The 24,066-nt window shown below is 40.6% G+C and carries 29 protein-coding genes and 1 pseudogene; 27 read left to right on the top strand and 3 right to left on the bottom strand.

Annotated features, from left to right (window positions below):
• Position 1 precedes the first annotated feature (1 nt).
• The 7 genes and pseudogenes from V6C17_RS05415 (at position 2) to V6C17_RS05385 (ending at position 7,268) form a co-directional block, all read left to right on the top strand.
• Positions 2-1,357, top strand: coding sequence for a phosphomannomutase (locus V6C17_RS05415; RefSeq protein ID WP_333521528.1), 1,356 nt, complete (start codon positions 2-4; stop codon positions 1,355-1,357).
• A gap of 106 nt (positions 1,358-1,463) precedes the next feature.
• Positions 1,464-2,404: pseudogene (gene galU, locus V6C17_RS05410) on the top strand (UTP--glucose-1-phosphate uridylyltransferase GalU).
• Positions 2,405-2,576: 172 nt separating this feature from the next.
• Positions 2,577-4,052 carry a glucose-6-phosphate isomerase gene (locus V6C17_RS05405; protein ID WP_333521527.1) on the top strand — a complete coding sequence of 492 codons (1,476 nt, stop codon included), beginning with the start codon at positions 2,577-2,579 and terminating at the stop codon, positions 4,050-4,052.
• A 138-nt stretch (positions 4,053-4,190) separates the two neighbouring features.
• On the top strand, positions 4,191-4,724 hold the full coding sequence (locus tag V6C17_RS05400; RefSeq protein WP_333521526.1) for a hypothetical protein: 534 nt from the start codon (positions 4,191-4,193) through the stop codon (positions 4,722-4,724).
• Positions 4,724-6,037: a secretin N-terminal domain-containing protein gene (locus V6C17_RS05395; protein ID WP_333521525.1), complete on the top strand. Its 1,314-nt coding sequence runs from the start codon at positions 4,724-4,726 to the stop codon at positions 6,035-6,037. Before V6C17_RS05400 ends, V6C17_RS05395 begins: the two co-directional genes overlap by 1 nt.
• Positions 6,038-6,055: 18 nt before the next feature.
• Positions 6,056-6,724 (top strand): response regulator transcription factor, encoded by a 669-nt coding sequence (locus V6C17_RS05390; RefSeq protein WP_333521524.1) that lies wholly within the window; start codon positions 6,056-6,058, stop codon positions 6,722-6,724.
• A 67-nt stretch (positions 6,725-6,791) separates the two neighbouring features.
• Positions 6,792-7,268: a hypothetical protein gene (locus V6C17_RS05385; RefSeq protein WP_333521523.1), complete on the top strand. Its 477-nt coding sequence runs from the start codon at positions 6,792-6,794 to the stop codon at positions 7,266-7,268.
• On the opposite strand, the gene V6C17_RS05380 is transcribed toward V6C17_RS05385, so the two are convergent.
• A complete protein-coding gene (locus tag V6C17_RS05380; RefSeq protein WP_333521522.1) occupies positions 7,265-7,837 on the bottom strand; it encodes a hypothetical protein in 573 nt (190 codons plus the stop codon). The two genes, V6C17_RS05385 and V6C17_RS05380, sit on opposite strands and share 4 nt — an antisense overlap.
• A 212-nt stretch (positions 7,838-8,049) precedes the next feature.
• On the opposite strand from V6C17_RS05380, the gene V6C17_RS05375 reads away from it, so the two are divergent.
• The 8 genes from V6C17_RS05375 to V6C17_RS05340 all read left to right on the top strand — a co-directional run bounded on the left by V6C17_RS05375 (position 8,050) and on the right by V6C17_RS05340 (position 13,258).
• On the top strand, positions 8,050-8,397 hold the full coding sequence (locus tag V6C17_RS05375) for a ferritin family protein (RefSeq protein WP_333521521.1): 348 nt from the start codon (positions 8,050-8,052) through the stop codon (positions 8,395-8,397).
• Positions 8,398-8,448: 51 nt separating this feature from the next.
• Entirely contained in the window at positions 8,449-9,285 is an 837-nt protein-coding gene (locus V6C17_RS05370) for a family 1 encapsulin nanocompartment shell protein (protein ID WP_333521520.1), read from the top strand.
• Between the two features lie 134 nt (positions 9,286-9,419).
• Complete coding sequence (locus tag V6C17_RS05365) at positions 9,420-9,830, top strand: GxxExxY protein (protein ID WP_333521519.1); 411 nt, start codon at positions 9,420-9,422, stop codon at positions 9,828-9,830.
• A gap of 58 nt (positions 9,831-9,888) precedes the next feature.
• Positions 9,889-11,766, top strand: coding sequence for an ABC-F family ATP-binding cassette domain-containing protein (locus tag V6C17_RS05360; RefSeq protein WP_333521518.1), 1,878 nt, complete (start codon positions 9,889-9,891; stop codon positions 11,764-11,766).
• A gap of 276 nt (positions 11,767-12,042) precedes the next feature.
• Complete coding sequence (locus tag V6C17_RS05355; protein WP_333521517.1) at positions 12,043-12,612, top strand: RNA polymerase sigma factor; 570 nt, start codon at positions 12,043-12,045, stop codon at positions 12,610-12,612.
• A 20-nt stretch (positions 12,613-12,632) separates the two neighbouring features.
• The gene (locus tag V6C17_RS05350; RefSeq protein WP_333521516.1) at positions 12,633-12,857 is read left to right on the top strand and encodes a DUF1659 domain-containing protein; all 225 of its coding nucleotides are present in this window, start codon (positions 12,633-12,635) and stop codon (positions 12,855-12,857) included.
• 25 nt (positions 12,858-12,882) lie between these two features.
• The gene (locus tag V6C17_RS05345; RefSeq protein WP_333521515.1) at positions 12,883-13,095 is read left to right on the top strand and encodes a DUF2922 domain-containing protein; all 213 of its coding nucleotides are present in this window, start codon (positions 12,883-12,885) and stop codon (positions 13,093-13,095) included.
• Between the two features lie 19 nt (positions 13,096-13,114).
• A complete protein-coding gene (locus tag V6C17_RS05340) occupies positions 13,115-13,258 on the top strand; it encodes a YvrJ family protein (RefSeq protein WP_333521514.1) in 144 nt (47 codons plus the stop codon).
• Between the two features lie 177 nt (positions 13,259-13,435).
• Here the strand turns inward: V6C17_RS05340 and V6C17_RS05335 are convergent, their stop codons facing one another.
• Complete coding sequence (locus V6C17_RS05335) at positions 13,436-13,678, bottom strand: TIGR03905 family TSCPD domain-containing protein (RefSeq protein ID WP_333521513.1); 243 nt, start codon at positions 13,676-13,678, stop codon at positions 13,436-13,438.
• Between the two features lie 243 nt (positions 13,679-13,921).
• Between V6C17_RS05335 and recD2 the strand changes: the two genes are divergently transcribed.
• From recD2 to V6C17_RS05320, 3 genes are all read left to right on the top strand, one after another.
• Positions 13,922-16,078, top strand: a complete 2,157-nt coding sequence (recD2, locus tag V6C17_RS05330; RefSeq protein ID WP_333521512.1) for an SF1B family DNA helicase RecD2 — start codon at positions 13,922-13,924, stop codon at positions 16,076-16,078.
• 19 nt (positions 16,079-16,097) lie between these two features.
• Positions 16,098-16,763, top strand: coding sequence for a ComF family protein (locus V6C17_RS05325; protein ID WP_333521511.1), 666 nt, complete (start codon positions 16,098-16,100; stop codon positions 16,761-16,763).
• Positions 16,764-16,840: 77 nt separating this feature from the next.
• On the top strand, positions 16,841-17,221 hold the full coding sequence (locus tag V6C17_RS05320; RefSeq protein WP_333521510.1) for a DUF2730 family protein: 381 nt from the start codon (positions 16,841-16,843) through the stop codon (positions 17,219-17,221).
• 164 nt (positions 17,222-17,385) lie between these two features.
• Here the strand turns inward: V6C17_RS05320 and V6C17_RS05315 are convergent, their stop codons facing one another.
• The gene (locus V6C17_RS05315) at positions 17,386-17,988 is read right to left on the bottom strand and encodes an HD-GYP domain-containing protein (protein ID WP_442891453.1); all 603 of its coding nucleotides are present in this window, start codon (positions 17,986-17,988) and stop codon (positions 17,386-17,388) included.
• A 202-nt stretch (positions 17,989-18,190) separates the two neighbouring features.
• On the opposite strand from V6C17_RS05315, the gene V6C17_RS05310 reads away from it, so the two are divergent.
• The 9 genes from V6C17_RS05310 to V6C17_RS05270 all read left to right on the top strand — a co-directional run bounded on the left by V6C17_RS05310 (position 18,191) and on the right by V6C17_RS05270 (position 24,041).
• Complete coding sequence (locus V6C17_RS05310; protein ID WP_333521508.1) at positions 18,191-18,574, top strand: flagellar protein; 384 nt, start codon at positions 18,191-18,193, stop codon at positions 18,572-18,574.
• A 159-nt stretch (positions 18,575-18,733) separates the two neighbouring features.
• Complete coding sequence (gene flgM / locus V6C17_RS05305; RefSeq protein WP_333521507.1) at positions 18,734-19,030, top strand: flagellar biosynthesis anti-sigma factor FlgM; 297 nt, start codon at positions 18,734-18,736, stop codon at positions 19,028-19,030.
• Positions 19,031-19,045: 15 nt separating this feature from the next.
• A complete protein-coding gene (locus V6C17_RS05300) occupies positions 19,046-19,534 on the top strand; it encodes a flagellar protein FlgN (RefSeq protein WP_333521506.1) in 489 nt (162 codons plus the stop codon).
• Between the two features lie 25 nt (positions 19,535-19,559).
• The gene (gene flgK / locus V6C17_RS05295) at positions 19,560-21,356 is read left to right on the top strand and encodes a flagellar hook-associated protein FlgK (RefSeq protein ID WP_333521505.1); all 1,797 of its coding nucleotides are present in this window, start codon (positions 19,560-19,562) and stop codon (positions 21,354-21,356) included.
• A gap of 9 nt (positions 21,357-21,365) precedes the next feature.
• Positions 21,366-22,277 (top strand): flagellar hook-associated protein FlgL, encoded by a 912-nt coding sequence (flgL, locus tag V6C17_RS05290; RefSeq protein ID WP_333521504.1) that lies wholly within the window; start codon positions 21,366-21,368, stop codon positions 22,275-22,277.
• A 26-nt stretch (positions 22,278-22,303) separates the two neighbouring features.
• A complete protein-coding gene (locus V6C17_RS05285; protein ID WP_333521503.1) occupies positions 22,304-22,864 on the top strand; it encodes a DUF6470 family protein in 561 nt (186 codons plus the stop codon).
• A gap of 16 nt (positions 22,865-22,880) precedes the next feature.
• Positions 22,881-23,339, top strand: a complete 459-nt coding sequence (gene fliW, locus V6C17_RS05280; RefSeq protein ID WP_333521502.1) for a flagellar assembly protein FliW — start codon at positions 22,881-22,883, stop codon at positions 23,337-23,339.
• Position 23,340: 1 nt separating this feature from the next.
• Positions 23,341-23,571 (top strand): carbon storage regulator CsrA, encoded by a 231-nt coding sequence (gene csrA, locus V6C17_RS05275; protein ID WP_333521500.1) that lies wholly within the window; start codon positions 23,341-23,343, stop codon positions 23,569-23,571.
• Between the two features lie 107 nt (positions 23,572-23,678).
• Complete coding sequence (locus V6C17_RS05270) at positions 23,679-24,041, top strand: flagellar protein FlaG (protein ID WP_333521499.1); 363 nt, start codon at positions 23,679-23,681, stop codon at positions 24,039-24,041.
• The last annotated feature ends 25 nt before the right edge of the window (positions 24,042-24,066 follow it).

Below are 24,066 nucleotides of genomic sequence, written 5' to 3'. Positions count from 1 at the left end.
TATGAAGATTTTACGCAACGCATTTAAAGCTTATGATATTCGCGGTAAGGTACCAGAAGAACTAAATGAAGAAATGGCCTACCGACTTGGGCGAGCTTATGTTGACATATTTAAGGCTAAGCAAGTAGCTGTTGGTCATGATATTCGGTTATCAGGTCCAGCGCTTAGAGATGCTTTGGTTACTGGCCTTACTGAAGCCGGGTGTAATGTAATAGATATTGGTATGTGCGGCACTGAGCAAATTTACTTTGCTACCGCCCATTTAAAATTGGATGGCGGTATTATGATTACGGCAAGCCATAATCCACAAGAATATAATGGCATGAAGCTGGTCCGGTCTGAGGCCAAGCCTATCAGCAGTGATAGCGGACTAAAGGATTTGGAAGAAGCTGTGATTAATGGAGAATTTACTACGCGAGGTAGCATACCGGGACAAGTGAGTTATTATGATATAATGCCTGAGTATATTGAACATCTACTCACCTTTATAGATATTAATACTTTAAGGCCGCTTAAAGTAGTTGTGAATGCCGGCAATGGTGGTGCTGGAAAAGTAATTGATGCCATTGTAGAGTACTTACCATTTGAATTTATAAAAATCAATCATAATCCAGATGGCAGCTTTCCCAACGGTATTCCTAATCCTCTATTAGTTGAAAATCGAGAGGCTACATCAAAGGTTGTTAAGGAGACCGGGGCTGATATTGGCATTGCCTGGGATGGAGATTTTGATCGCTGCTTTTTATTTGATGAAAACGGAGATTTTATCGAAGGTTATTACTTAGTAGGTTTTCTTGCAACAGCTTTTATTAGAAGAAATCCCGGAGCGAGGATTATTCACGATCCTCGTTTAACTTGGAATACGATAGAGCTTGTAACTCAAGCTGGCGGAGTACCAATCCAGAATAAAACAGGGCATGCTTTTATGAAGGAACGAATGCGCCAGGAAGGTGCAGTATATGGCGGTGAAATGTCAGCCCATCATTACTTTAAAGATTTTGCTTATTGTGATAGTGGGATGATACCATGGCTGCTAGTATTAGAAATCATGAGTCTAGAAGGTAAAGCCTTATCTGTATTGATGAAGGAACGAACGGCTTGTTTTCCGGTTAGCGGCGAAATAAATAGTCATGTTGAGGATCAGGTGGCTGCAATAAAGCGTATTGAGGATATATATATACCCAGTGCTGTTAGTGTAGAGTATATTGATGGTTTAAGTGTTGAATTTGAAAATTGGCGGTTTAACGTGCGTATGTCAAATACTGAGCCTGTGTTACGGCTAAATGTTGAATCCCGGTGTGATGTAGAACTTATGAAACAAAAAACCAATGAACTGCTAAAACTAATCAATTCATAATTGGAATATCTTTATATATTCAATTATTTAACAGTAGAATATTTGCTTATAATAGCGAAATAGCTACTAATTATATTCGTTATTTCCACGATGAAAGGGTTTCTCCATGAAAACTACACCTAAAGTTCGAAAAGCAATAATTCCTGCAGCTGGACTTGGGACTAGATTTCTTCCTGCAACAAAGGCTCAGCCGAAGGAAATGCTGCCTATTGTTGATAAGCCAGCAATTCAGTATATAGTTGAAGAAGCTATTCAATCTGGTATTGAAGAAATCTTACTATAACGGGACGCAATAAAAGGGCAATTGAGGATCACTTTGACCGTTCTGTTGAGTTGGAACTTCAGCTCAAAGAACAAGGCAAGTATGATATGTTAGGCTTAGTTGGGGAAATTTCAAATGTAACGATTCACTATGTACGTCAAAAAGAAGCTAAAGGTCTTGGCCACGCTGTACTATGTGCTAAACAGTTTGTTGGTAATGAGCCATTTGCTGTGCTTTTAGGAGATGATATTGTTGATGCTAATGTACCTTGCCTAAAGCAGCTTATGGACGTATATGAAGACTATCAAGGTACCGTGCTAGGTGTACAGGAAGTTACCAGGTCTAAGGTATCCAGCTATGATATTGTAAATCCCAAGTCAATAAAGCATAACTTGTGGCAGGCTATTGATTTAGTGGAGAAACCATCTATTGAAAAAGCACCGTCACAGCTTGCTGTATTAGGGAGATATATTATCGATCCCGAAATATTTGAGCTGCTTGAGCAGACTGAGCCAGGGCGCGGTGGTGAGATCCAGCTAACTGATGCTTTATGTCGACTAGCTGCAATTAAGCCAGTTTATGCGTATAATTTCTATGGCCGCCGTTATGATGTCGGTGACAAGCAGGGGTATCTAGAGGCAACGGTAGAATATGCTTTAAAGCGCCCTGATCTTCGTGATAAGTTTTTAAACTACTTGCTAAAAAAAGTTGGCCCAATTCTTCAGAACGAAGATGCGGCCGCAGCCGCATCTGAAGAGTTGTCAGAAGCAAAAATTAAGGATTAATCTATTTTTTTGTATTTATCTTACGGAAACATAGAGAACCTCCTCAATGGACACGTCCACTGAGGAGGTTCTTAATCTTAGCATATTTATTAGCAGGAATATTATCCATTTTTACTGAATATACATATCAGGTAAAATTTTACAAAAATTCTACTTGGGCTGAGGTGTTCGAATGGCTAACAATAATTCATGTTTAGTGCTTAGTTCTGGGTTTACATTCGATTTTAATAATCTGTATGGTGAAGGCAAAGTATCTAGTGATGATATTAACGAAATAACTGCTAAGTTTGAAAATGCTCATAAGGCAATAAAGCATATGCGGGCTACTGGAGAGGTAAGAGGACATCTATCTAAGGACGACACCCCAGAGAAGGTACTTTTTACTCACCTCCCTTATGTTAAAGAAGGCAATCTAAATTCTCCTCAGTCGATAAAAAGGTTAAAAGAGTTTGGGAATTCATTGCGCAATAAAGTCGATGCTGTTATATCTTTCGGTATTGGCGGATCCTTCCTAGGCAATAAAGTGTTGTTTGACATGCATTGCGGTGAGTTTTGGAATTCTAAGGCTGCTGCTGAACGAAATGGGTATCCAAAATACTATTTCAGTGGCAACAATATAGATCCGCGCAGGACAAGTGAGCTTATTGAACAGATACGGACAGAAGCTTCACATGCAGCATTTGATTTGACGGCGAAGCCTTATAACATAACGCTGATTGTTATTTCAAAATCTGGCGCAACATTGGATACTATGGCTACCTTTATGGTAGTTTACAATGAACTGAAAAAGTCTCCATTAATAGAGGTTAATGTGGTAGCTGTAACCGATCCTGCTGAAGGTGAAAATGCTACTCTTTTAAAGAAACTGGCTGCTGAGCAGGGGTGGCCAACGTTTGGCGTACCTGATGGTGTTGGCGGCAGATTCAGTATATTTTGCGAAGTTGGTCTTATAACAGCAGCATGTATAGGTTTCGATATTGATGGATTTTTGGCTGGGGCTCGAGCAATGGACGAAGCCTGCCAGCAGGATAATATATGGAACAACCCGGCTCTGCTCAATGCCTCTCTGAAGTACCTAGCAGCCGAAAAATATGGGCGGGATATCGAAGTGTTTATGCCCTATGCGGATTACTTGAAATCAGTTGCAGAATGGTATGTACAACTGCTGGCCGAATCGCTTGGAAAACGCTTAGATCGTGAGGGTAACGAAGTATACTATGGTCGTACACCAGTCGTTGCGGTTGGTACAACTGATATGCATGCTCAAACTCAACAGCACCAGGATGGTAAGAACGATAAGGTAGTCCAGTTTGTAAAAGTAGCTGAGTGGTCGGATGATCTTGTCATACCTAATATATTCCCAAGTGCAGCTAAGCTTTCGGAAGTCTCATCAATTAATATGAGTGACGCTTTAGATGTAGCTCGGTCGGCTAATGCAGAAGCCTTAGCTTCAAATGAACGCTTAAATGCAACTTTTATTTTACCAAAGTTAAATGCTTTTCATTTAGGTGAGCTATTATATCTGTTGGCACTTTCAGTAGCATATGAAGGGGAACTAGCTAATGTCGATGCCTTTGATCAGCCGGGAGTCGAGGGGTATAAGCGGCTAATGGGGCCGAGGCTTAAAGCACTTAAGGCTAATAAGTAATAGTCTATTTGTCGCTATAAGTAGGTGGATAGTCCCAATAAAATATTTCCACTATAATCCTGTCAATACTTGACAGGATTTTCTTATGCTTATGTAGAATTAAAGAGAAAATTCGGTAATAAAGGGCGGTAGTGGTGAATGAAGGTTAATATTAGGGAGTTCATCGCTAATCTACAGCCAAGGCAGCGTATTCTGGCTGTTGCAGCGGCAGGAACATTAGCTCTTGTTGTTGCAAATTTCCTGATGGCACCTGAGGCTTCAGTAGAAATTAATACTCCTAATCAAGTCATACCAGTGAAGAAAAGTACCGCTCAGCCAGTAATGCCACAGGGATATAAGGCTGAGGCTTCATTAAAAAATCCTTTTGAAGTTCCCACGGCATTTCAAAAGCCCAGGGAAGATAAAAATGCTAATACAGCAAGCCAAAGTGATTATCGAATAAATCAGAACGCTCATAATGGTAACACACCCAAATTTGAAAAACCTACTCTTACTGGTGTTATTGGCGCAGAATCAAAAAGTCTTGCTATCATAGAGTATATGTCTGAGAGTCGTACATATAGGGTTAATGATTTTATTGGACCATACCGAGTTGCCGCAATATTCGAGAACTCGGTACTTTTTGATGGACCTGAGGGTAAATTCAATTTAATGCTGGGAGGTGGTAGTTAATGAAAATTATTAAAACAAGTGTTACTTTGATGATATTTATACTTTTGCTTACCTCCGCAGCCATGGCAGCGAATCCTAAAGTAAATATGAATGTAACTAATGGCGAAGTGCGTGACGTGCTTACAGCATTAGCATCTATCGGTGGAGTTAATATTGTTGCTGATGATTCTGTTACTGGCAAAATAACTGTGCAGTTGCAAGATGTCTCTTTCGATACGGCACTTGATATTGTCACCAAAACTAAGGGCTATGATTACCAAAAGATAGGTGGAGTAATTGTTGTTGGTAATTCCGGCCAAATGAGCAGAGGGTTTGGGCAAATCAATGTCTTTAAACTTCAGCACGCTAAAGCTTCGGATGTAGTAGATTTGCTTAGTGTAGTCTTTACCGAAAAACAAGACGGGAAGAATAATAAATCGGAAGCAAGCCCAGAAAAAAGCAGTTCGGAATCCCAAGGGAATATATCAGTAAGTTCTTCCAGTCGTATAAAAGTAGATGTTGCGACGAATTCGCTAGTATTCTCCGGTACGCCTAGCGAAGTAGCACAAATAAGAAAGATACTTACTGAAGTGGATATACCTTATCAGCAGGTATCTCTTGAAGCACAGGTTCTTGCTATTAATAATGATGACGCAAAAAACTTGGGTGTAGAATGGGAATGGTCCAAAGGGCCCAATTACCCTGAATATGAAATTGACGATAAAGGGAAAAAGACAGTTACTCGTAAGACCTTAGACGGTGGGGATAATAGCAGTGTGCCGGGGATAATTTCATTCGGACGTACTCCTGAGGGCTACTCTTATGAGATGTACTATCAGTTTAAAATAAATGCTTTAGTTACTAACGGTAAGGCAAATGTTTTAGCAAAGCCTAAGATCATGACTATCAATGGTAAAGAAGCGATCATAAATATCGGCGGTGAAGTACCAATTCCTGTAACTACAACTTCTAATAATACAACGACTACTTCGATTGAATACAAAGAGGCTGGTATTATCCTTAAATATACGCCGCGAATTAATGCGGATGGTCATATAATAGCAAAAGTACATACCGAAGTAAGCTCCCCAGTTTTGGTTCCGGAGTTAAAAGCTTATCGGTTTAATAAACGTTCGGCAGATACCGAAGTCCGTTTGAAGGATGGGGAAACAATGGTAATTGGCGGACTTATTGGTAAGGATGAATTGAAATCCATGAGCAAAGTTCCATTTTTAGGTGATTTACCGATTCTTGGGTCACTGTTCCGCAATAATAACAATACTAAGAATGAGTCTGAAGTAGTCATTTTCCTAACGGCGCATATAGTGAAATAAGAAAGAGGGGTAACGGTCATGCCTATAAATATTTTAATTGCTGATGATCATATGCTGCTTAGAAAAGGTATAAGAAATGTCCTCGAACTTGAAAGCGACTTGGCCGTTATAGATGAAGCTGCTGACGGTGAGGAAGCAGTAAACAAAGCTCTAGAGTTGAAACCCGATATAATGCTGCTTGATATCAATATGCCGCGTTTAACAGGCCTGGAAGTAACCAAAAGGATAAAGGTTGAAAACCCTAACATAAAAGTAATCGTTCTAACGATGCATGACGATGAAAACTACGTTATTGAGGTCATTAAATCCGGTGCTTCAGGTTATCTGCTAAAAGACGTTGAACCAAGCATGCTTATAAAAGCTATCCATACTGTTTTTGAAGGTGAGTCATTTATTTATCCTACGTTGGCTAAAAAGCTATTCGGTGAGATCAATCGCCGTGAGGAGCGTAAACATGCTGTTAACATGCATGAGCGGCGTAAAGAGGAGCGTCTGACATATCGCGAAATAGAAGTTCTTGAACTGATATGTCAGGGTATGAGCAACCAGGAAATCGCGCAAAAGCTATATTTGAGTGAAAAGACGGTAAAAAATCATTTAACAAATATCTTCCGCAAGATTAATGTAACAGATCGTACTCAAGCCGTGCTTTACGCTCTCAAAAATAAAATTGTTATTTTAGATTAGCAGTAAGTATCCAATAAACTTGTATTAGCATATAATATCCTATCCCAGGCAGAGGGGGTAGGATATTATGTTTTTTTCGTATACTGCAAGCGTAATTTTAGTATCCCTTGCGATGTTTGGAATATGGTGCTTCATCAAAGATCTATGGACTTGGCTCTTGCAGCCGCAATTGGTTCGACTGCCAAGTGTTACCTTCTTAATAATGGTAAAGGATATTGAGCAAGATATTGAAGAGATGATGCGCTATTTGATGCGGGAAATCGAGAGCTCAGATGTAGAATGCGATGCTGTAGTGGTAGATTGCAATTCAGATGATTTGACACCTGCAATTTTAGTAAGGTTAGCCCACGATTTGCCTGGATTGACAATCCATAAAGCAACTGGTTATAACAGACCGATAGCAGAGGCTGTACCTTATTGTCGGGGAACTGTTATTCATGTCTTAGATGTTGTTAATCGGTTAAATTGTGATGAGTTTATGGTAGCAGTATGCAGCTTAATGCGCCAGAGCTGTAATGAAGTAGCGATTAGACAGAGGGATTAAGATTTACTCTTGAGAGTTAGAATATCATAGATAACCTCAATCAGTTTGGCGGCAATATTCGAGATAGCAGCATAACTTGCTGGCGTTTCTTGAAGTGTATGGTTGGAAGGCGTTTGCGTCATGACTAAACGGGCACACTGCAATTGTTTTTTTACAGTGGAAGCGGTCCACATTACCGGCAATTCAGTGCCGCCTGACAAGGATAAAGTTGAACGAAAAGGACGTTTTTGATTTATTGATACCGCCTTCACCGCATGAATATTAACATATCCGGTACTTATATCACCTCGGACAATCGGCTTTCGTATTTTGAGCGGTACCAGCACCAGTCCGGGGGCTAGTGGAAGAGGCTGTAGTATCGCCCGTTGAGTAGCACCAGAGGAACGGGCTTTCAATGCGGTAAGGTCAGTTGAGCGGCTGCGCGCCAGCCGCTTTATTATTGTTTTAACACTGCTTTGAGTATTTGAGGATAAGCCTGTAGTTGAAATTATTGTTGTGCCGTGGCCTTGCGTTGAATATTGTGGCACAATAGCCGCGATTTGTTCAAAAGGCGGAAGAAAATTTGACATTATGAATACTCCTCTCAAGAACATATGTTCGATTTAATAATTCAATATTAGCAAATATTACCGATTATAGCAATACCATCAATTAATTAAAGATTGCAAAAATTAAAATAGCAAGTTGGTTTAACGGAAGGAAAATAAATATTAATAACGAATAAGGTAATAATATCCTATGTTTAGGAATATTTGTAAAATGGTGTATCGTTAAAGGAGGAATGCTTGTGGCATACGGAAAACCTGAATCAGGTAGTGTTAAGGCAACTCAACTTGAACAACTTTTAATATGGCTTCGTGAAGATTTAATGGGCGAACTGCAGGCAATTAATCAGTATCAAGCGCACATCGACAATATTGATGATGCTGAAATTAAAGACCTTTTAGCTCATATCCGCGATGACGAAAAAGAACACGTCGCTGAGATTACGCATCTAATTTCCCGCATTGATGCAATTCAGCGTGAGAAATTTATGAACGATCATACGGTTGAAGCTGGCGAACGCGTTGTTAGCGAAGCTGAAACTGATCGAATTCCTACTGTGGGAAGTATGTTTGGGCAAAAATAATTAATTCCTATTAGCTGTTATTTTATTGGTAACTTTTGAGGAGGGATTATTGTGGATTTCTTAGATCGTAACGCTGCACCTTTGACTGAAGCTGAATGGGGTCGCATCGATGAAGCTGTAATAAGTACTGCCCGCCGTACACTGGTAGCTCGTCGTGTTATTGACGTGCTTGGTCCACTGGGCTCAGGTGTATACAGCATCCCTTATTCGGTGTTCAGCGGTAAGTCGCCAACAGGTATAGATATGGTAGGTGAAAACGAAGATTTCGTAGTTGAAGCCAGTCGGCGTGCAACTATAAACCTGCCAATATTATATAAAGATTTCAAAATTATGTGGCGTGATGTTGAAGCGGATCGCCATTTAGGACTGCCAATCGATGTAAGCACTGCCGCTGTAGCAGGAAATTTTGTAGCGGTACAGGAAGATAATCTTATCTTTAACGGTAACGAAGAATTAGGTCATGACGGTTTATTTACTGTAAAAGGCCGTCAGACAGTTGATATTTGTAACTGGGATGAACCAGGATCGGCCCTTGCTGATGTTGTTAAAGCAGTTGGAAAACTAAGCCAAGCAGGGCATTATGGTCCTTATGCAATGGTTGTAAGTCCGATTCTCTTTGGCCGCATGGTAAGAGTATTTGGCAACACCGGTATGCTCGAACTTGACCAAGTCAAAGCCCTAATTTCGGGTGGTGTACACTACTCTAACGTAATCAGCGGTTCAAAAGCGGTAGTAATCGCAACTGGTTCCCAAAACCTAAACCTAGCAGTAGGGCAAGACATGGTTACAGCCTACATGGGCCCAACCAACATGAACCACGTCTTCCGTGTACTAGAAACAATAGCACTATTAGTACGCAGACCAGATGCCATCTGCACAATCGAATAAACTAATCAAACCCAAGCGCGATAGATATCGCGCTTTTTTTATTGTATAATTGAACCGGAGAGCGAACGTTTTACCGCAGAGTACGCAGAGGGCGCAGAGTGGATTTTCGCAATGTTATCGCTAAGGAGGGGGAAATGCTTATCGACAGAGAGGATGAATTAAAGAAACTAACGAGCCGTGTGCTTGGTGCAGCGATGGAAGTTCATAGCATACTTGGGCCAGGATATCTAGAAAGTGTGTATGAGGAATCTTTAGCTCAGGAATTTGAGATAAGAGATATTCCATACGAAAGACAAAAGACTATAAATCTTAGCTATAAGGGACATAAGGTGGGGGAAAGCAGACTGGATTTCTTAGTGGATGATATTTTGATTGTTGAGCTTAAGGCAGTGGAACAAATTTCTCCTATTCATACTGCGCAAGTATTATCATATCTAAAGACAACAGGTTTATATTTGGGAATTGTAATTAATTTCAATGTAGTTAGTCTTAAAAGTGGGATAAAGCGTGTAATTAAATCTTCAAATTATCAAGCTACTCCGTAACCCTCTGCGAACTCTGCGTACTCTGCGGTTCAAAACACGTATTTTTATGAGGTGAATGATGGGAATATTGAAAGTTGAAGGCCTGGGGAAGGCTTTTGGGATAGAGACTCTTTTTTCTAAGGTTAGTTTCGAGGTGAGGCGTGGCGATAAGGTGGGACTTATTGGGGCTAACGGCACCGGCAAGTCGACTTTGATGAAGATATTAATGGGCTTTCAGCAGGCTGATGAGGGTCATGTCAGTCTGCCGATGGGTGAGACTATTGGGTATGTGGAGCAGGAGGCTGCTCTTGGTGAGGGGACTCTCTACGATGAGTTTTGCGCAGCTTTTAGGGATGTATTAGGTTGGCAGGCTGACATGGGCGAACTTGAGCGGGCTATTGCTGCTGAGCAGGATGAAACAAAGCTGGATAGTCTGATGAAGCAGTATTCAAGCATAGTCGAAAAGTTTGAGCGCGCTGGCGGATACGACTATGAGAGTACTATTAGACGTGTTGCATTCGGATTAGGGTTTGCAGATACTGATATGCAGCGTAGTGTTAATGCTTTTTCTGGTGGGCAAAAGACAAGGATTTGTTTGGCTAAAGCATTGATAAGGCAGCCGGATTTTTTGTTTTTGGACGAGCCAACTAACCATCTCGATATTGGAATGGTGGAGTGGTTGGAGGAGTTCCTTGTCTCTTATCCTGGCGGAGTACTTATCATCTCGCATGACAGGTTCTTTTTGGATAGAGTCGCTAGTAGAATAATTGAATTAGAGAGCGGCACTATAACAGCCTATAGCGGAAACTATACGACGTTTTTGCAAGTTAAAGCTGAACGGATGGCGGCCTTGGAAAGTGCGTACGAAAAGCAGCAGTCTCATATAGTAAAGACTGAGGAATATATTCGGCGTTATAAAGCAGGTATTAAATCAAAGCAGGCACGAGGACGGGAGAAACAGCTCCATAGATTGGAAAGAATAGTGCTGCCGCCGGAAAGTGCTAGATTTAATTTCTTTGCTTTTAACCCGCCCAGTGAGTGTGCTGAGCGTGTGGCCGAGTATGAAGAAGTTTCAGCAGGCTATGGGGCAAAAGATGTTTTTGAAAGGCTATCTCTGCTTGTTAGAAGAGGTGACGGTGTAGCTTTAGTCGGTCCGAATGGTGCTGGCAAGACTACCATGCTAAAACTGCTGACAGGTGATTTAGCACCTACTGCAGGAAGAATTAAACTTGGCAGCCGGGTAAAGATCGGATATTTTTCACAGCAGCATGAAGGGCTTAACAGTGACAATAGACTGATAGACGAAATAATGCACGACTATGGGTTAAGTGAAGATAGGGCCAGGCATTACCTCGGGGCATTTTTATTTAGTGGTGATGATGTTTTTAAAATTATAAAAGACTTAAGCGGCGGTGAAAAATCACGGTTGGCTTTCTTAAAGCTGATGCTGACAGGTGCGAACTTTCTGGTATTGGACGAGCCGACTAATCACTTGGATATACCAGCAAAGGAAGCCGTGGAAGAAGCCATTATGAGCTTTCCAGGAACTTTTATTACAGTTTCTCATGACCGCTATTTCTTAGACAAAGTAGCCAACTGCGTAGTGGAATTAGCAGATGGCAAGCTGGTGGAATACACCGGTAACTACAGCTACTACCGGGAAAAAAAGCTGGTTGATCAGAAGAATCATCAAGTCGAAAAGCCGGCTGATAAGGAAGTCGATACTGCCAAGAAGGGCAAACCGCGTCAGCAGCGCCCTCAAGATAAAGAAAAACTGGCGAAAAAAATTGAAGGCGAAATTGCTATGTTGGAGGCCGAGTTAAAAGCAGTAGAACTGCAGCTAAACGATCCCTCCAGCCACTCTGACCCCGCTGCCAGCCAAGCATTAGCAAACGAACACTCCCGCCTGCAGGCTGAACTAGAGGCAAAGTATGAAGAATGGGTCGAAGTGCAGTAAGAACGGATTAACGAAACCGCAGAGTACGCAGAGGTCGCAGAGTGAATGTGGGGATGAGTGCTTAATCGCGATAGATATCGCGACAATTTTCCTCGTATCCACTCTGCGTACTCCGCGTACTCTGCGGTTAAAAAAATATCAGTAATCAATACTACTTAAGCCGACTGGTGCATTTAGGTGCGCTGGGTCGGCTTTTGCTATGTTTGGGGGATAAGTAGTAGATTGTAGTCAGCGCTAATACTTGAGGAACCGGTTTCTCACCTAAAGGTGAGAAAAATGGATTTAAATACTTTAGTTTATCAGGCTCAGGCTGGAGATGATGAGGCTTTTGAGCAGGTTTGCCAATTGTTTGAAGGGTTAGTAAAAAAGTACGCTTATCAGTCGCATTTGCGACCATTATATGAGGAAGCTGTTGCGGAAGCGTGGCTGGCGTTGGTGCAGGCTGTATCGACTTATGACGCTCAGCATGGTACGAATTTTGCTGGCTATGCAGAATCAAAAGTGAAATTTGCTATGTGGAATTTGTTTAAAAGAGAGCGGCGTCGCTGGCAAAATGAGCTTCCGCTGCAGGTAAGTGATGAAGATGAAAGCAATTCGCTTTTAGACATTTTGGCTGATGCTTCAAATATTGAGTCAGAGGTTGAAATGAAGCTTTTGGCAAGTATGGCCGTAAATGAAATTGCTGAATTACCAAAACGTCAGCAGCAGGCGATATTTTTAACTGTAGTTTTAGGGAAAGGCGTCAGTGAAGCAGCCACTTATATGGAGTCATCTCCTCAGGCTGTATATAATTTGCGGCAGCGTGGTTTAGCTCGTTTAAAAATACTTTGCGCTGGAATGTATTAAAGTGAGAGGGGGTGAGAGATATGGCGATAGTAAAAGTACCGCAAAGTTCTCGTTTAATTATCAAAGTGCAAACTGGAGTCAATACCGCAGGCAATCCAGTGTACCGTCAGCGTTCCTTTAATAACTTAAAACCTGGAGCTGTTGACAGTGATGTACATGCTGTTGGATTGGCTTTGTCCAGCTTGCAGCTGCATCCAGTAGAAGGAGTCAGCCGAATTGATGATGCCCAATTGGTAGACGAGTAAAATCAAAAGAAGGAGGAAATAGCCGATGACAAAGACACTTGAAATGGTATTCCGCAATGCCGAAGGCAAGGAAGTCACTTTAAGCTTAGCTGATCCCAAGGAAGATCTTACTAAAGCCGAAGTCGACACAGTCATGCAGCAAATCGTCAGCAGAAACATCTTTATCACCAAAGCTGGCGAACTGACGCAAACGGTCGAAGCACGTATTCGCACTCGCGATGCTGTGGCGCTTGCCTAACTTAAGGAGGTAAGCTAACATGGAGCAAATCTTGAGCTATACAGCGAACTACGGCTTTGCCATGGTGATATCAGTCTACCTGCTTGTACGCATCGAAGGCAAGCTGGAGCAGCTCACTGTCAGTATCAATGAATTATCCAAAGTCATAGCAGGAAAGCTATAAAATGACCCCCAGGGAGCCAATAGGCACTCTGGGGGTTAAGCAATTATTGGATACGGTTTTTAACCACAGAGTACGCAGAGGTCGCAGAGGGACACGAAGTGAATGCTTAATCATAGTTATCGTGACAATTCCCTGGTATTCACTCTGCGTACTCTGCGTACTCTGCGGTAAAGGGAATTATCGTTTCAACTCTTCCAAAGCGCGGGCGAGTTGATCCGGGCAGGAGGTAGGTTTGCCGCTGCATGAGATGCCTTTGAGGCGTTTGATTACTTCTTCAACAGGCATACCTTCGACTAGCTTGCATATTGCTTCTAGGCTGCCGGGACAGCCTCGTTCGAATTTAACACTTTTTACAATACCGTTCTCTACCTCAAAACTAATTCCCTTAGAACAGACATTTTCAGGGCTGTAATGATTCATAATTGGCTCCTTTGATTTTTAAAGTTTATATTGTACGATAGGCAATTATAAAACTTTCCTACATGCATAAGGGGTGAGTATCGGCTTCCGCTGTCGCTAGGGCTCGGAGTAAGCCGTGTTTGCTTATATTCTATTATCATTTATCGGTAAATGTAAATACTTGAGAGTAATAAAAGAGGAATTATAGGCTGGTTTGCGAATTAGAGCATTTAAAGATACAGGGCGTTAAAAGGAGTAAATGTTTTGGAGCAGTTAGCTGGGATTGTAGAAAGCATAGTTTTTCAGAGTGATGACGGCAGTTTTGCTGTTTTTAAAATAAAACCAAATGAAGACCGAAGTGCCGTAACAGTAGTCGGAAGTATGCCTGCTCCGCTATTAGGCGAACAGCTTGAGTTAACTGGTGAGTGGGTTGAACACAGCAAATTTGGGCAGCAGTTCAAAGCTTCAAGGTGTAAGCGAATCGCCCCTACCAGCGTAAAGGGTATAGAACGTTTTCTAGCATCAGGTGCTATCAAAGGAATTGGTCCGGCAATGGCTGCCAGACTTGTAAAACATTTTGGTATCCAGACGCTGGATGTTATTGAATATAAATCTCATCGTTTGGTTGAAGTCGAAGGCATTGGCAGTAAAAAGGCGGAGACGATCCATCAAGCATATATCGAACAGTCTGAAATTCGTGAACTTATGCTTTTTCTTGAAATGAACGGTGTGTCGGGTGGTTATGCAGGAAAGATTTTTGCTCAGTATGGGTCCTTTTCTATATCCGTACTGCAGGAGAACCCCTATAGATTAGCAGAGGAAGTATCTGGGATTGGGTTTCGTACAGCAGATCAAATTGCAATGTCTTTAGGGATGGAACGAAATCATGTTGACCGGATTGCAGCCGGTGTCAATTTCGCATTGCTTCAAATTGCTCAGGCTGGTCACTGCTGTGTTCCGGAAGAAGCGCTAGTTCAAGAAACGGCAAAGCTTTTGATGACAGATAAACTCGAAGTGGCCTTAAGGATTAAAACACTGCTAAAAGAAGAACGACTGTGTGTCGAAGATTTGCATGGCGTTACACTAATATATCCGCGTCATTTGTATTACGCAGAGAAGAATACTGCTTATAGGCTTCTGCGACTCAAGGATAAGGCTAAGCCGGTATTAGAAAGTGATTTTGATTCACTAGTAAAAGAATGGGAAACATCTGCTAAACTGGTTTTAGCTGAAAGTCAGCGTGAAGCGGTGGTTTCAGCACTGGCTCATGGTGTATTAGTGCTGACAGGAGGTCCAGGTACCGGTAAAACAACGGTTGTTAAAGGTATGTTAGCTGTTCTTGAAAAGCAGGGCTTTCAGATACTTTTAGGCGCACCTACTGGGCGGGCGGCAAAACGCTTGAGTGAAGCGACTGGGCGTGAGGCAGCAACAATTCATCGCATGCTTGAATCAACCGGTGGCGGCGATAGTGCACCAAAATTTGTTCGCAATGAAGACGAGCCACTAGAAGCCGATGTAATTATTATTGATGAAGTTTCCATGATGGATATTTCACTTATGTATTATTTTCTTCGTGCCGTACCAGACGGCTGCAGAGTAATACTAGTCGGTGACGTTGACCAGCTTCCTGCGGTTGGACCAGGATCGGTGCTTAAAGATATTATTCGGTCAGTAACAATACCTATGGTTCGACTAACAGAAGTGTTCCGGCAGGCTGGTGAAAGCATGATTGTCCAAAATGCCCACCGCATAAATCGCGGAATGCTGCCAGACTATAGCAGCAGTTTAGAATTTCAGTTTATCGAAATTAGCTCTAGTGTGGCAACAGCGCAAGCTATTGTTGAAATGTGCAGAGATAAACTATCCCAGGAAGGTTACGATGTCTGGCGGGATGTTCAAGTTCTTTCACCAATGCACCGTTTAGATTGTGGTGTAGAAAATCTAAACAAGCTTCTGCAGCAGGCACTAAATCCAGAGCAACAAGAGAGTCCAGATGGTACAAGTAATGCGTTCAGAATTGGCGACAAGGTTATGCAAATGCGGAATAATTACAATAAAAATGTCTTTAATGGTGATATTGGCTTTATTATTGAGATCGAACATAACAAGATAAAGGTTCGCTATCCGGATAACGAGGTATGGTATGAACGAAGTGAGCTTGAAGAGCTGCATCTGGCTTATGCAATGAGTGTGCATAAAAGCCAAGGCAGTGAGTATCCAGTTGTAGTAATGCCGCTCATTCCTGGTCATCATGTAATGCTCCAGCGTAACTTGCTTTATACTGCTGTAACTAGAGCTAAGGAAAAAGTAGTACTGCTTGGAACTAAGGCTGCGCTAAATACCGCAGTCTCAAATGATCGCACAAAAAAACGGTATTCGCTGCTTGCAGAGAGGCTGCGAGGAGATAGTTTAAATACTTAATGTGAGGAGGTTTTGGAGGATGTTAAAGATGTGGTGGGCAGCGCTGCTCGATATTATCTATCCTCCTAAATGTCCAATCTGCCGTGCAGTGATCGAAGAGCATGGCGCACTATGTCGAGTATGTTTAAGTAAAATACTATCAATCCGAAACATAAATATGACCGCACATAAATTAAGATATCTTGATAGCTGTTTGGTACTTTGTGACTATACGGGCGGTGCCAAAAAAATGATACACGATATTAAATTTCGTGCTAATTTTAAGACTGCTCTAAATCTCGAATGGATGCTGGAAAGCTTTGTAAGGAATAGTCTGTTTATCAATATTGATATTGTGACTGCTGTACCGCTCCATGCAGGCCGTATAACTGAGCGCGGCTTTAACCAAACTGAAAAGATATTCAAACACTGGGTAATTAAACGAGGGTTTAATTGGCAGGATTATGTTTTAGTTCGCATGCGTCCCACTAAGCCCCAGTGGGAACTTCAGCTAAGTGAGCGCCGAAAAAACATTCGTGGAGCCTTTGCCGTTTCCCATCCGGACTCTATTAAAGGCAAAAACATACTGATAGTTGATGATATTTTTACCACTGGGATAACTATGGACGAATGTGCTAAAGTACTTAAAATATCCGGTGCAAAAAGTGTTAGAGGTCTGGCAATTGCGAGTGGTACGGATAATTAAAAACGAACACTTGTTTGATTTAGTGACTTGTGCTACAATATTTTTAGCAGAATTTTGTTGAAAGGAGGCTCTCAAACATGAATGAGGATATTTTTAAATTAATATTGTCCAAGCTTGACAATATGGCAACAAAAGATGATGTAGCCGCAGTGAAAAATGATTTAGCACGAGTTGATGCAAAGGTTGATGCAATAGAACGCAGATTTGACAATTTAGAAATAAAAGTAGATAGGCTCGAGTACAGATTTGATAATTTAGAAATAAAAGTGGATAGGCTTGAGCACAGATTTGACAATTTAGAATCAAAAGTAGATAGGCTTGAACATAGATTTGATATTCTAGAAGAAAAAGTAAATGTAATAGATATTAAACTTGACAATTTAGCACAGCAGGAACAAAACGATGTACTAGCTATGCTTAACCATATAAACAGCAAAATAGATGAAAAAGCAGAATAACACGAAGGCGTCTTGGAAATACTTTGCAAGCGCTCAATAAAACAGAAGCCGAAATAAACGCCAAAACCAAAAACCCACGGCTTCTGCTACAACAGCCGTGGGTTTAATTATAGAGCCGTATTTATTTTTTTATTAGCGACCTTTGCGCCTTTGAGGTTCAATAACTACTCTTCCCCTAAAGCCTCAATGAACGCCCTAACGACGTCCGGATCGAATGCCGTACCTGAAAGACTGAACATTTCCCTAATGGCTTCGGCCTTTGTTTTCTCCCAGTTTTGGGTGCAGGGATTAATAAAGCGGTCATAATGATTTACAACAGCAATTATTCTTGCGCCAAGCGGAATATTTACCCCTTTTAGTCTTTTGGGATAGCCAGTACCGTCCCAACGTTCATGATGATAACGAATATATGGAATGAGCTCCTGGCAAGGAGCCATATTTTCAAGCATGTAGCTGCCGGCATTGCAGTGGTTTTTAAAAACGCTCAATTCACGAGTAGTCAGATAAGGTAATTTTAATAGAATGGCATTAGGAACAGTCACATGACCTAAATCATGTAACAAGGCAGCAGTGCGAATTCGCTCTATTTCTTCGCGGGGCAAGCGCATCTTTGCCGCTACACTAACGGCATAATTAGCCACTTGCTGACTGTGTAAATAAAGCTTTGCACTCTTTAACTCTATCAATTGTAGTAGGTTAGCGATAATTTCGTTCATCTCGCCAGTGCCGCCAGCATAAGTTTCGGGATCTTGCATAAGTGTTAGCATAAACACGAAAAACGCCTTTCGTCATATAATGCGGTATATTTAATTTAGCCATAAACCGACATAATCCTGCTGGCAAATGAAAAAAATGTGATATTTTAGGCAAAAAACAAAAAAATGTTCCAAAATTCCAAAAACGTAGTTATAATAAAGACAAGCTATTTTACTTGGTGAATATTATAACTACGTTTTTGGGGGTAGGATTATGGGCCTGGCTAACTGTCCTGAATGTGGTAAGCTGTTTGTTCAAAACGCAAGTGGTTTATGTCCTTCTTGTTATGAGATAGAAGAGTTCGAAGAACTAAAAATTGTCGATTTCTTGAGAGAAAAAGGCAAGGCTTCTATTGAGGAAATCTGTAATGCTACCGGAGTAAAAGAAAAGACTGTATTACGCATGATGAAACGCGGCCGCTTTAAGGGTGATTTCGAGATTACTCGCCCTTGCGAGACGTGCGGAGTACAAATCAGCGAAGGGCGTTTATGCGGAAAGTGCAGCAAAAATATTCTTGAGCAAGTAAAGCATAGCGAAACCAAAAAAACTGAGGAAGAAAGATCTGGTACGCGTATGTATACTAAAGACTTTAAATAAAAAATGAAAACATATCAGAAAAGATGTAAACATTAGTAAAATGATGATAAATTAGCTTGTTGGCTAAAAATGACCTAATTTGGTACTTGGTGGGGATTAATATCCCCGCCTTTTTCGTCGATATTAATTATAGGAAAATCCCAAAGGTGGGTGTTTAACGTGATTATATCAGGGAAGCAAATTCAAAATATTCTTAAGGCGTACGGAGATAGTAAAATAGAAAAGGGCACCAAAACTGAAAAAACGAGTCCTGCTTATAAAAAGGACGAAGTAATACTATCCTCACAAGCACAGGAATTTGGACAGATTCTGCAAAACATAAAAAATTCATCGGATGTTCGAGAAGATAAGGTAAAAGAACTAACTGAACGGATTAATTCAGGAAACTATAATATCGATGCGAAAGATGTTGCTGAAAAAATGATTGGCCGTCTAATGGCCGATAAATTGCGTTAGGAAGGACGTTAAAATATGTGGGAGCAACTGGTTACCGTTTTAACTAACATGCTAAAGTTGTATCAGGCGCTGCTAACTATTAGCAAGCAAAAACACGAAATTCTAGTTGCTGCTAAGGCGCAAGAATTGGAAGCAATCACAAAGCAGGAAGAACTGCTCATAATACAGATAGGTAAACTCGAGACAAATAGAGAACAAGTGCTGCAGGAAATTCTTACAGCGAATAAAATAACTGATGAAAACATTAATGTATCACGACTGGCTGAGTGCACAGACGAGGTTATGGGTAAACGTATTAAGGACTTGTGGCAGGAATTTGATAAAGTCACAGTTGAATTGGTTCGTTTAAATGAGCTAAATACTCGGCTTATTGAGCAAGCACTTTCGTATATAAACTATAATGTTAATTTATTAACCCAGGCTTCGACAGGTCCTACATATGCTGCAAAAGGGCAACAGCCTCAGAATGCAACAAACAGGGCGGTTTTTGATCAAAAAATATAAGTAATAAGTAACATGGAGTGGTAATATGAGATCTACTTTTGCAGGATTAAATACATTAACACGTGGACTTTACGCTAACCAGGTATCATTAGATACCGTCGGACACAATATTTCTAACGCTGGTACTCAAGGTTACTCGCGCCAGATGGTTAACTTATCTACTACTAAGCCCCAAACGGTGTTTGGTGGATATGCAAGCTATGAAGTGGGAACAGGCGTAAATGTATCATCAATACTTAGGGCGAGAGACACTTTTGTTGACCGTCAATATTGGAAAGAGTCTTCTTCATTAGGATATGGGCAGACAATGGAAGATATCTTAGGTAAGATTGAAGGTGTATTTGCGGAGCCAACTGATACTGGCATTCAAACTGTTCTAAATAAGTTTTGGAGTGCTTGGCAAACACTTGCAGTAAATGCTTCGGATAGTGGAGCTAGAACGGCAGTTCGGGAAAGAGGTGTAGAGGTTGTAGATGCAATCCAACACTCAGCCCAGCAATTGACTGATATGGTTGCGGATATAAATGCTGTCTTAGATATTAGAGTAAATAACATAAATCAAATTTCATCTGAACTATATAGCCTGAACAAACAAATTAGTAATATAGAATCAGGTGGTCTTAATCATGCTAATGATCTCCGAGATAGACGGGATGTACTAATAGATGAGTTAACCAAAATTACAAGTGCAAATGTAACGGAAGATAAATACGGCAATTATAATGTACAAGTTAATGGCGTAATGCTAGTTGATGGCAATGGCTATCAGAAACTAGCTACAACTAAGACAATGGATACTGACTATGGTTATGAAGTGAAAAACGTCGTAATAGCGGGTTCGACGCAGCCTGTTACCTTTACTAATGGCGAAATGAAAGGATTACTGGATGCTCGTGACTCATCTGAGTTTGGGGCAAAAGGCTATCTGGACAAGCTTTCTACAATGAGTAAGTTTTTACTGCAAGAGTTCAATGAGGTTCATCGTGGTGGTTATGGTACTGATAATAGTACAAATAATAACTTCTTTGGTGATGGCGGTGCAACTGATCCTGACTATAATTCAGCATTTTCTGCTGGTTTCACGGATGGGGATTGGATTAAAGTGCTTAAAGTTAATCCAGATCTGTTTAATACCACAAATGGGCTAGCTAAAATTGCAGCCAAAACATCTCAAAATAGTCTAGCTGTTGTTCAGAGCAATGCTAGTGGCGGAACCGCGAGTGTAAGTACAACTGGATCTTATACTGGTGGTTCTACCCCGACTAACGTTAGTGTAAGAATATCAACTGATGCCTCCCAGAATGTTTCTAGTATTCAGTACTCTACAGATGGTGGTACTACTTGGAGTGCTGCGATAGCTGGTGCGGCCCCGTATCCGTCTACTTATTCAATTAATATAAAAGGCCTAACTGTAAATATGCAGATTAATACAGCGGCTGCAAATGTAAATGGGGATACATATCAGTTTTCACTTTCGAGCGGTAATAATGCAAGTGGAGACAATGCCGTGCTATTAAGTAATAGATTGAAAGTTGATACCAGCCTTAGTTTAGGCGGAGCTTCACTTGATACATACTATTCATCAATGACGGGTGCATTAGGTGTTCAAAAACAGAATGCAAGTCGTTTAGCCGACAATCAGCAAGTATTAGTTAACACGATAATGAATTGGCGCGAATCTACGGCTGGCGTAAACATGGATGAGGAAATGACAAACATGATTCGCTTTCAACAGGGATATAACGCCGCTGCCAGAATAATAACTACTATGGATGAGATGCTAGATAAACTTATCAATGGTACCGGGGTAACGGGAAGGTAGGTGTGATTAATGCGTATAACTAACAATACAATTACCTATAATTTTTTAACAAGTTTGAATAAGTCATTAGAGCGGCAAAATAAGATTCAGGAGCAGCTGTCTGATGGAAAAATGCTTCATCGTCCCTCTGATGATCCGGTTAAAACTATACGTAGTCTGCGGTTTAATTCAAATTTAGTTCAGAATGAACAGTTTACGCAAAACTTGAAGGATGCTAAGTCTTGGATGGAAACAACTGACAATGCGATGTCAGATTTAAGTTCAATAATGATAAATATCAAGGAATTGGTTGTTCAGGCTAGCAATGGAACAAACCCGCAGGATGCAGTGCAGACTATTGGTAAATCTGTAGACAATTTAATTAACCAGATAGTAACTCTTGGTAACACCAAAATAGGTGATCGTTATGTTTTTTCTGGTCAGATGGACAAAACTCAGCCGTTCACGCGTGTAGGTGATACAATAACATACCATGGAGATACAAGTAAGATATCGATGCCAATACAACCTGGTTCCGCAACACCTACTCAAGATAGTGTAAATTTGACGGGTGCTGATGTGTTTGGAGCAGGTGGAAATACTATTTTGAACCATCTATTAGAAATTAAACAACACTTAGATGCAGGTGCAATTACCGATCAAAACTGGTTAGCAACTACAGGACTTGATTATCTAGATACTGATCATGCTAGCGTACTTCAGTCCCAAACGGAACTAGGAACGCGTATGTCAGCTTACGAAATGGCGTTAAACATGATGGAAAAACAAAATGTTGTTATTACAGGTGATGTTGCGGCCAATGAAGACTTAGATATTCCTAAAGCTATTATAGATTTTAAAAACAGTGAGAATATATATAAGACTGCCTTGTCCGTTGGGGCTAGGATAATGCCACCATCATTGGTGGATTTCCTACGGTAAATAAATTTATGTAAGGGGGCTGAATTATGATACAACTAAATATTTCACAGCAGCCCGCGAAATTAGAATTAAATATTTCCGATCCAAAGCTCAATATTAAAACAACCCCACCGAAAATATTAATGACAACCGAACCAGCAGTTGTCGAAATAAATCGAACAGATGGAAAATTAGAAATTGATCAGTATCCTTGTCGTTATTCGATTGGCTTTAAGAATAGCTTCGATTTACTACATGATGCTGCCCAGGAGGGACGACAGGCAGCTCTAGAGGGAGTCGGGCGAATTGCTGCTGAGGGAGATCGCTTAGCTAGGGTTGAAAGTAAAGAAGATGCCATTGTTAATATAGCTTCAGAGACAACTATTAAGGAGCCTTACGAAATTACCTGGGCAAGAATTGCATCCCCGAATCTTCATTATGAGCCAGGGAAGGTTGAGTTTAATCCGATATATGGTAAACTTAACCTTGATCTTGAAAGAGGAACAGTTGACCTTGAATTGCAGCGAGGCGAAGTTAAGGGACGTATTACACAGTATCAAAACGTTCGATTTTGGACTAGTCAAAGCAACTTAGATTTATGGGCTTAGTAGAAGAGGTGTATGCATGATTATAGAATCTACTCGTTTGGGGCAATTGGAAGTAAATAAAGAACAAATTATTAGTTTTCCTAGTGGAATACCCGGTTTTCCGAATGAAAAAGAGTTTATTTTAATTCATTCAGATATAGAGAGTCCTTTTGCCTTTTTGCAGTCGATTTCAGAACCTAATTTGACTTTCATTGTAGTTGAGCCCTTCCAGTTTTTTAAAGATTACGAGTTTTCCTTAGACGATCAGGTTGTTGAATCGTTAAAGTTATCGGGAGATAATCCACCACGAGTATTAAATATTGTTACCGTCCCGGAAAAGGCTGAGGAAATGACGGCAAACCTCTTAGCTCCAGTTATAATAAATCCTAATGAGCGGCTGGCACAGCAAATAGTCTTGGAAAAAGTTTCATTTTCAACAAAGCATCGCTTGTTTCCAGAGGGTTTACCTGAAACGGAAACAAAGGGAGGCGCTTAATATGCTGGCTTTAACCCGAAAAATAGGTGAGCGAATAGTAATTGGAGATAATATAACGGTTACTATTGTAGATATAAAAGGTGATAATATCAGACTGGCGATTGACGCTCCTAAAAATATAAAAATATATCGGGGCGAAATTTATGATTCTATAGTTACTGAGAACAAAAACGCTGCAAAGGCAAATAACTTAAATGGTTTTAATATAATAAAAGGGTTTACTAAGAAGTAAACAAAAAAACACGGCGAAATTTGCCGTTTTTTTGTTTTTTTGCTAAAGATTTTTCACTTTTTATACGATAAAGTAGGTAAAGACAAAAGTCAGGGGTGAAATAGGGAATGGCTATCAACACAAATCTTACTCTAACACCAGCCGCTTTACCGAATAATAAAAATAGCAGTAAAACTGAGAATTTTCAACTTACAGATGTCGTTGGGAATCTCGAATATAAGACTGATAAGCAATCCAAAAACCTTAATAATGAAGAAGTAGTGAAAATTACCGATGAAATGAATAAATTTATGGAACTTATCAATAGCGATATTCAATTTGAAGTTCATGAAAAAACTAATCGACTAATAGTAAAAGTAGTCGACCAAAGAGACGGAAAAGTGCTAAAGGAATTCCCGCCCCATGAGCTTCTAGATACAATGGCTAAGATTAGTGAGTATGTCGGGATATTATTAGATAAAAAAGTTTAAATGTTTCGGTTTTTAGGAGGGACAA

The sequence above is a fragment of the Dendrosporobacter sp. 1207_IL3150 genome, from assembly GCF_036763085.1.
In the GTDB taxonomy this organism is placed as follows: domain Bacteria; phylum Bacillota; class Negativicutes; order DSM-1736; family Dendrosporobacteraceae; genus JBAIYU01.
The sequence above is the reverse complement of the archived record's forward strand: the minus strand, read 5'-3'. Positions and strand labels throughout refer to the sequence as shown.

What these genes read in the sequence shown, in the direction of transcription:
- V6C17_RS05415 (WP_333521528.1), top strand. Translation starts at nt 2, where the DNA reads ATGAAGATTTTACGCAACGCATTTAAAGCTTATGATATTCGCGGTAAG.
- V6C17_RS05405 (WP_333521527.1), top strand. Translation starts at nt 2,577, where the DNA reads ATGGCTAACAATAATTCATGTTTAGTGCTTAGTTCTGGGTTTACATTC.
- V6C17_RS05400 (WP_333521526.1), top strand. Translation starts at nt 4,191, where the DNA reads ATGAAGGTTAATATTAGGGAGTTCATCGCTAATCTACAGCCAAGGCAG.
- V6C17_RS05395 (WP_333521525.1), top strand. Translation starts at nt 4,724, where the DNA reads ATGAAAATTATTAAAACAAGTGTTACTTTGATGATATTTATACTTTTG.
- V6C17_RS05390 (WP_333521524.1), top strand. Translation starts at nt 6,056, where the DNA reads ATGCCTATAAATATTTTAATTGCTGATGATCATATGCTGCTTAGAAAA.
- V6C17_RS05385 (WP_333521523.1), top strand. Translation starts at nt 6,792, where the DNA reads ATGTTTTTTTCGTATACTGCAAGCGTAATTTTAGTATCCCTTGCGATG.
- V6C17_RS05380 (WP_333521522.1), bottom strand. Translation starts at nt 7,837, where the DNA reads ATGTCAAATTTTCTTCCGCCTTTTGAACAAATCGCGGCTATTGTGCCA.
- V6C17_RS05375 (WP_333521521.1), top strand. Translation starts at nt 8,050, where the DNA reads ATGCTTGTGGCATACGGAAAACCTGAATCAGGTAGTGTTAAGGCAACT.
- V6C17_RS05365 (WP_333521519.1), top strand. Translation starts at nt 9,420, where the DNA reads ATGCTTATCGACAGAGAGGATGAATTAAAGAAACTAACGAGCCGTGTG.
- V6C17_RS05360 (WP_333521518.1), top strand. Translation starts at nt 9,889, where the DNA reads ATGGGAATATTGAAAGTTGAAGGCCTGGGGAAGGCTTTTGGGATAGAG.
- V6C17_RS05355 (WP_333521517.1), top strand. Translation starts at nt 12,043, where the DNA reads ATGGATTTAAATACTTTAGTTTATCAGGCTCAGGCTGGAGATGATGAG.
- V6C17_RS05350 (WP_333521516.1), top strand. Translation starts at nt 12,633, where the DNA reads ATGGCGATAGTAAAAGTACCGCAAAGTTCTCGTTTAATTATCAAAGTG.
- V6C17_RS05345 (WP_333521515.1), top strand. Translation starts at nt 12,883, where the DNA reads ATGACAAAGACACTTGAAATGGTATTCCGCAATGCCGAAGGCAAGGAA.
- V6C17_RS05340 (WP_333521514.1), top strand. Translation starts at nt 13,115, where the DNA reads ATGGAGCAAATCTTGAGCTATACAGCGAACTACGGCTTTGCCATGGTG.
- V6C17_RS05335 (WP_333521513.1), bottom strand. Translation starts at nt 13,678, where the DNA reads ATGAATCATTACAGCCCTGAAAATGTCTGTTCTAAGGGAATTAGTTTT.
- V6C17_RS05325 (WP_333521511.1), top strand. Translation starts at nt 16,098, where the DNA reads ATGTTAAAGATGTGGTGGGCAGCGCTGCTCGATATTATCTATCCTCCT.
- V6C17_RS05320 (WP_333521510.1), top strand. Translation starts at nt 16,841, where the DNA reads ATGAATGAGGATATTTTTAAATTAATATTGTCCAAGCTTGACAATATG.
- V6C17_RS05315 (WP_442891453.1), bottom strand. Translation starts at nt 17,988, where the DNA reads ATGCTAACACTTATGCAAGATCCCGAAACTTATGCTGGCGGCACTGGC.
- V6C17_RS05310 (WP_333521508.1), top strand. Translation starts at nt 18,191, where the DNA reads ATGGGCCTGGCTAACTGTCCTGAATGTGGTAAGCTGTTTGTTCAAAAC.
- V6C17_RS05300 (WP_333521506.1), top strand. Translation starts at nt 19,046, where the DNA reads ATGTGGGAGCAACTGGTTACCGTTTTAACTAACATGCTAAAGTTGTAT.
- flgK (WP_333521505.1), top strand. Translation starts at nt 19,560, where the DNA reads ATGAGATCTACTTTTGCAGGATTAAATACATTAACACGTGGACTTTAC.
- flgL (WP_333521504.1), top strand. Translation starts at nt 21,366, where the DNA reads ATGCGTATAACTAACAATACAATTACCTATAATTTTTTAACAAGTTTG.
- V6C17_RS05285 (WP_333521503.1), top strand. Translation starts at nt 22,304, where the DNA reads ATGATACAACTAAATATTTCACAGCAGCCCGCGAAATTAGAATTAAAT.
- fliW (WP_333521502.1), top strand. Translation starts at nt 22,881, where the DNA reads ATGATTATAGAATCTACTCGTTTGGGGCAATTGGAAGTAAATAAAGAA.
- csrA (WP_333521500.1), top strand. Translation starts at nt 23,341, where the DNA reads ATGCTGGCTTTAACCCGAAAAATAGGTGAGCGAATAGTAATTGGAGAT.
- V6C17_RS05270 (WP_333521499.1), top strand. Translation starts at nt 23,679, where the DNA reads ATGGCTATCAACACAAATCTTACTCTAACACCAGCCGCTTTACCGAAT.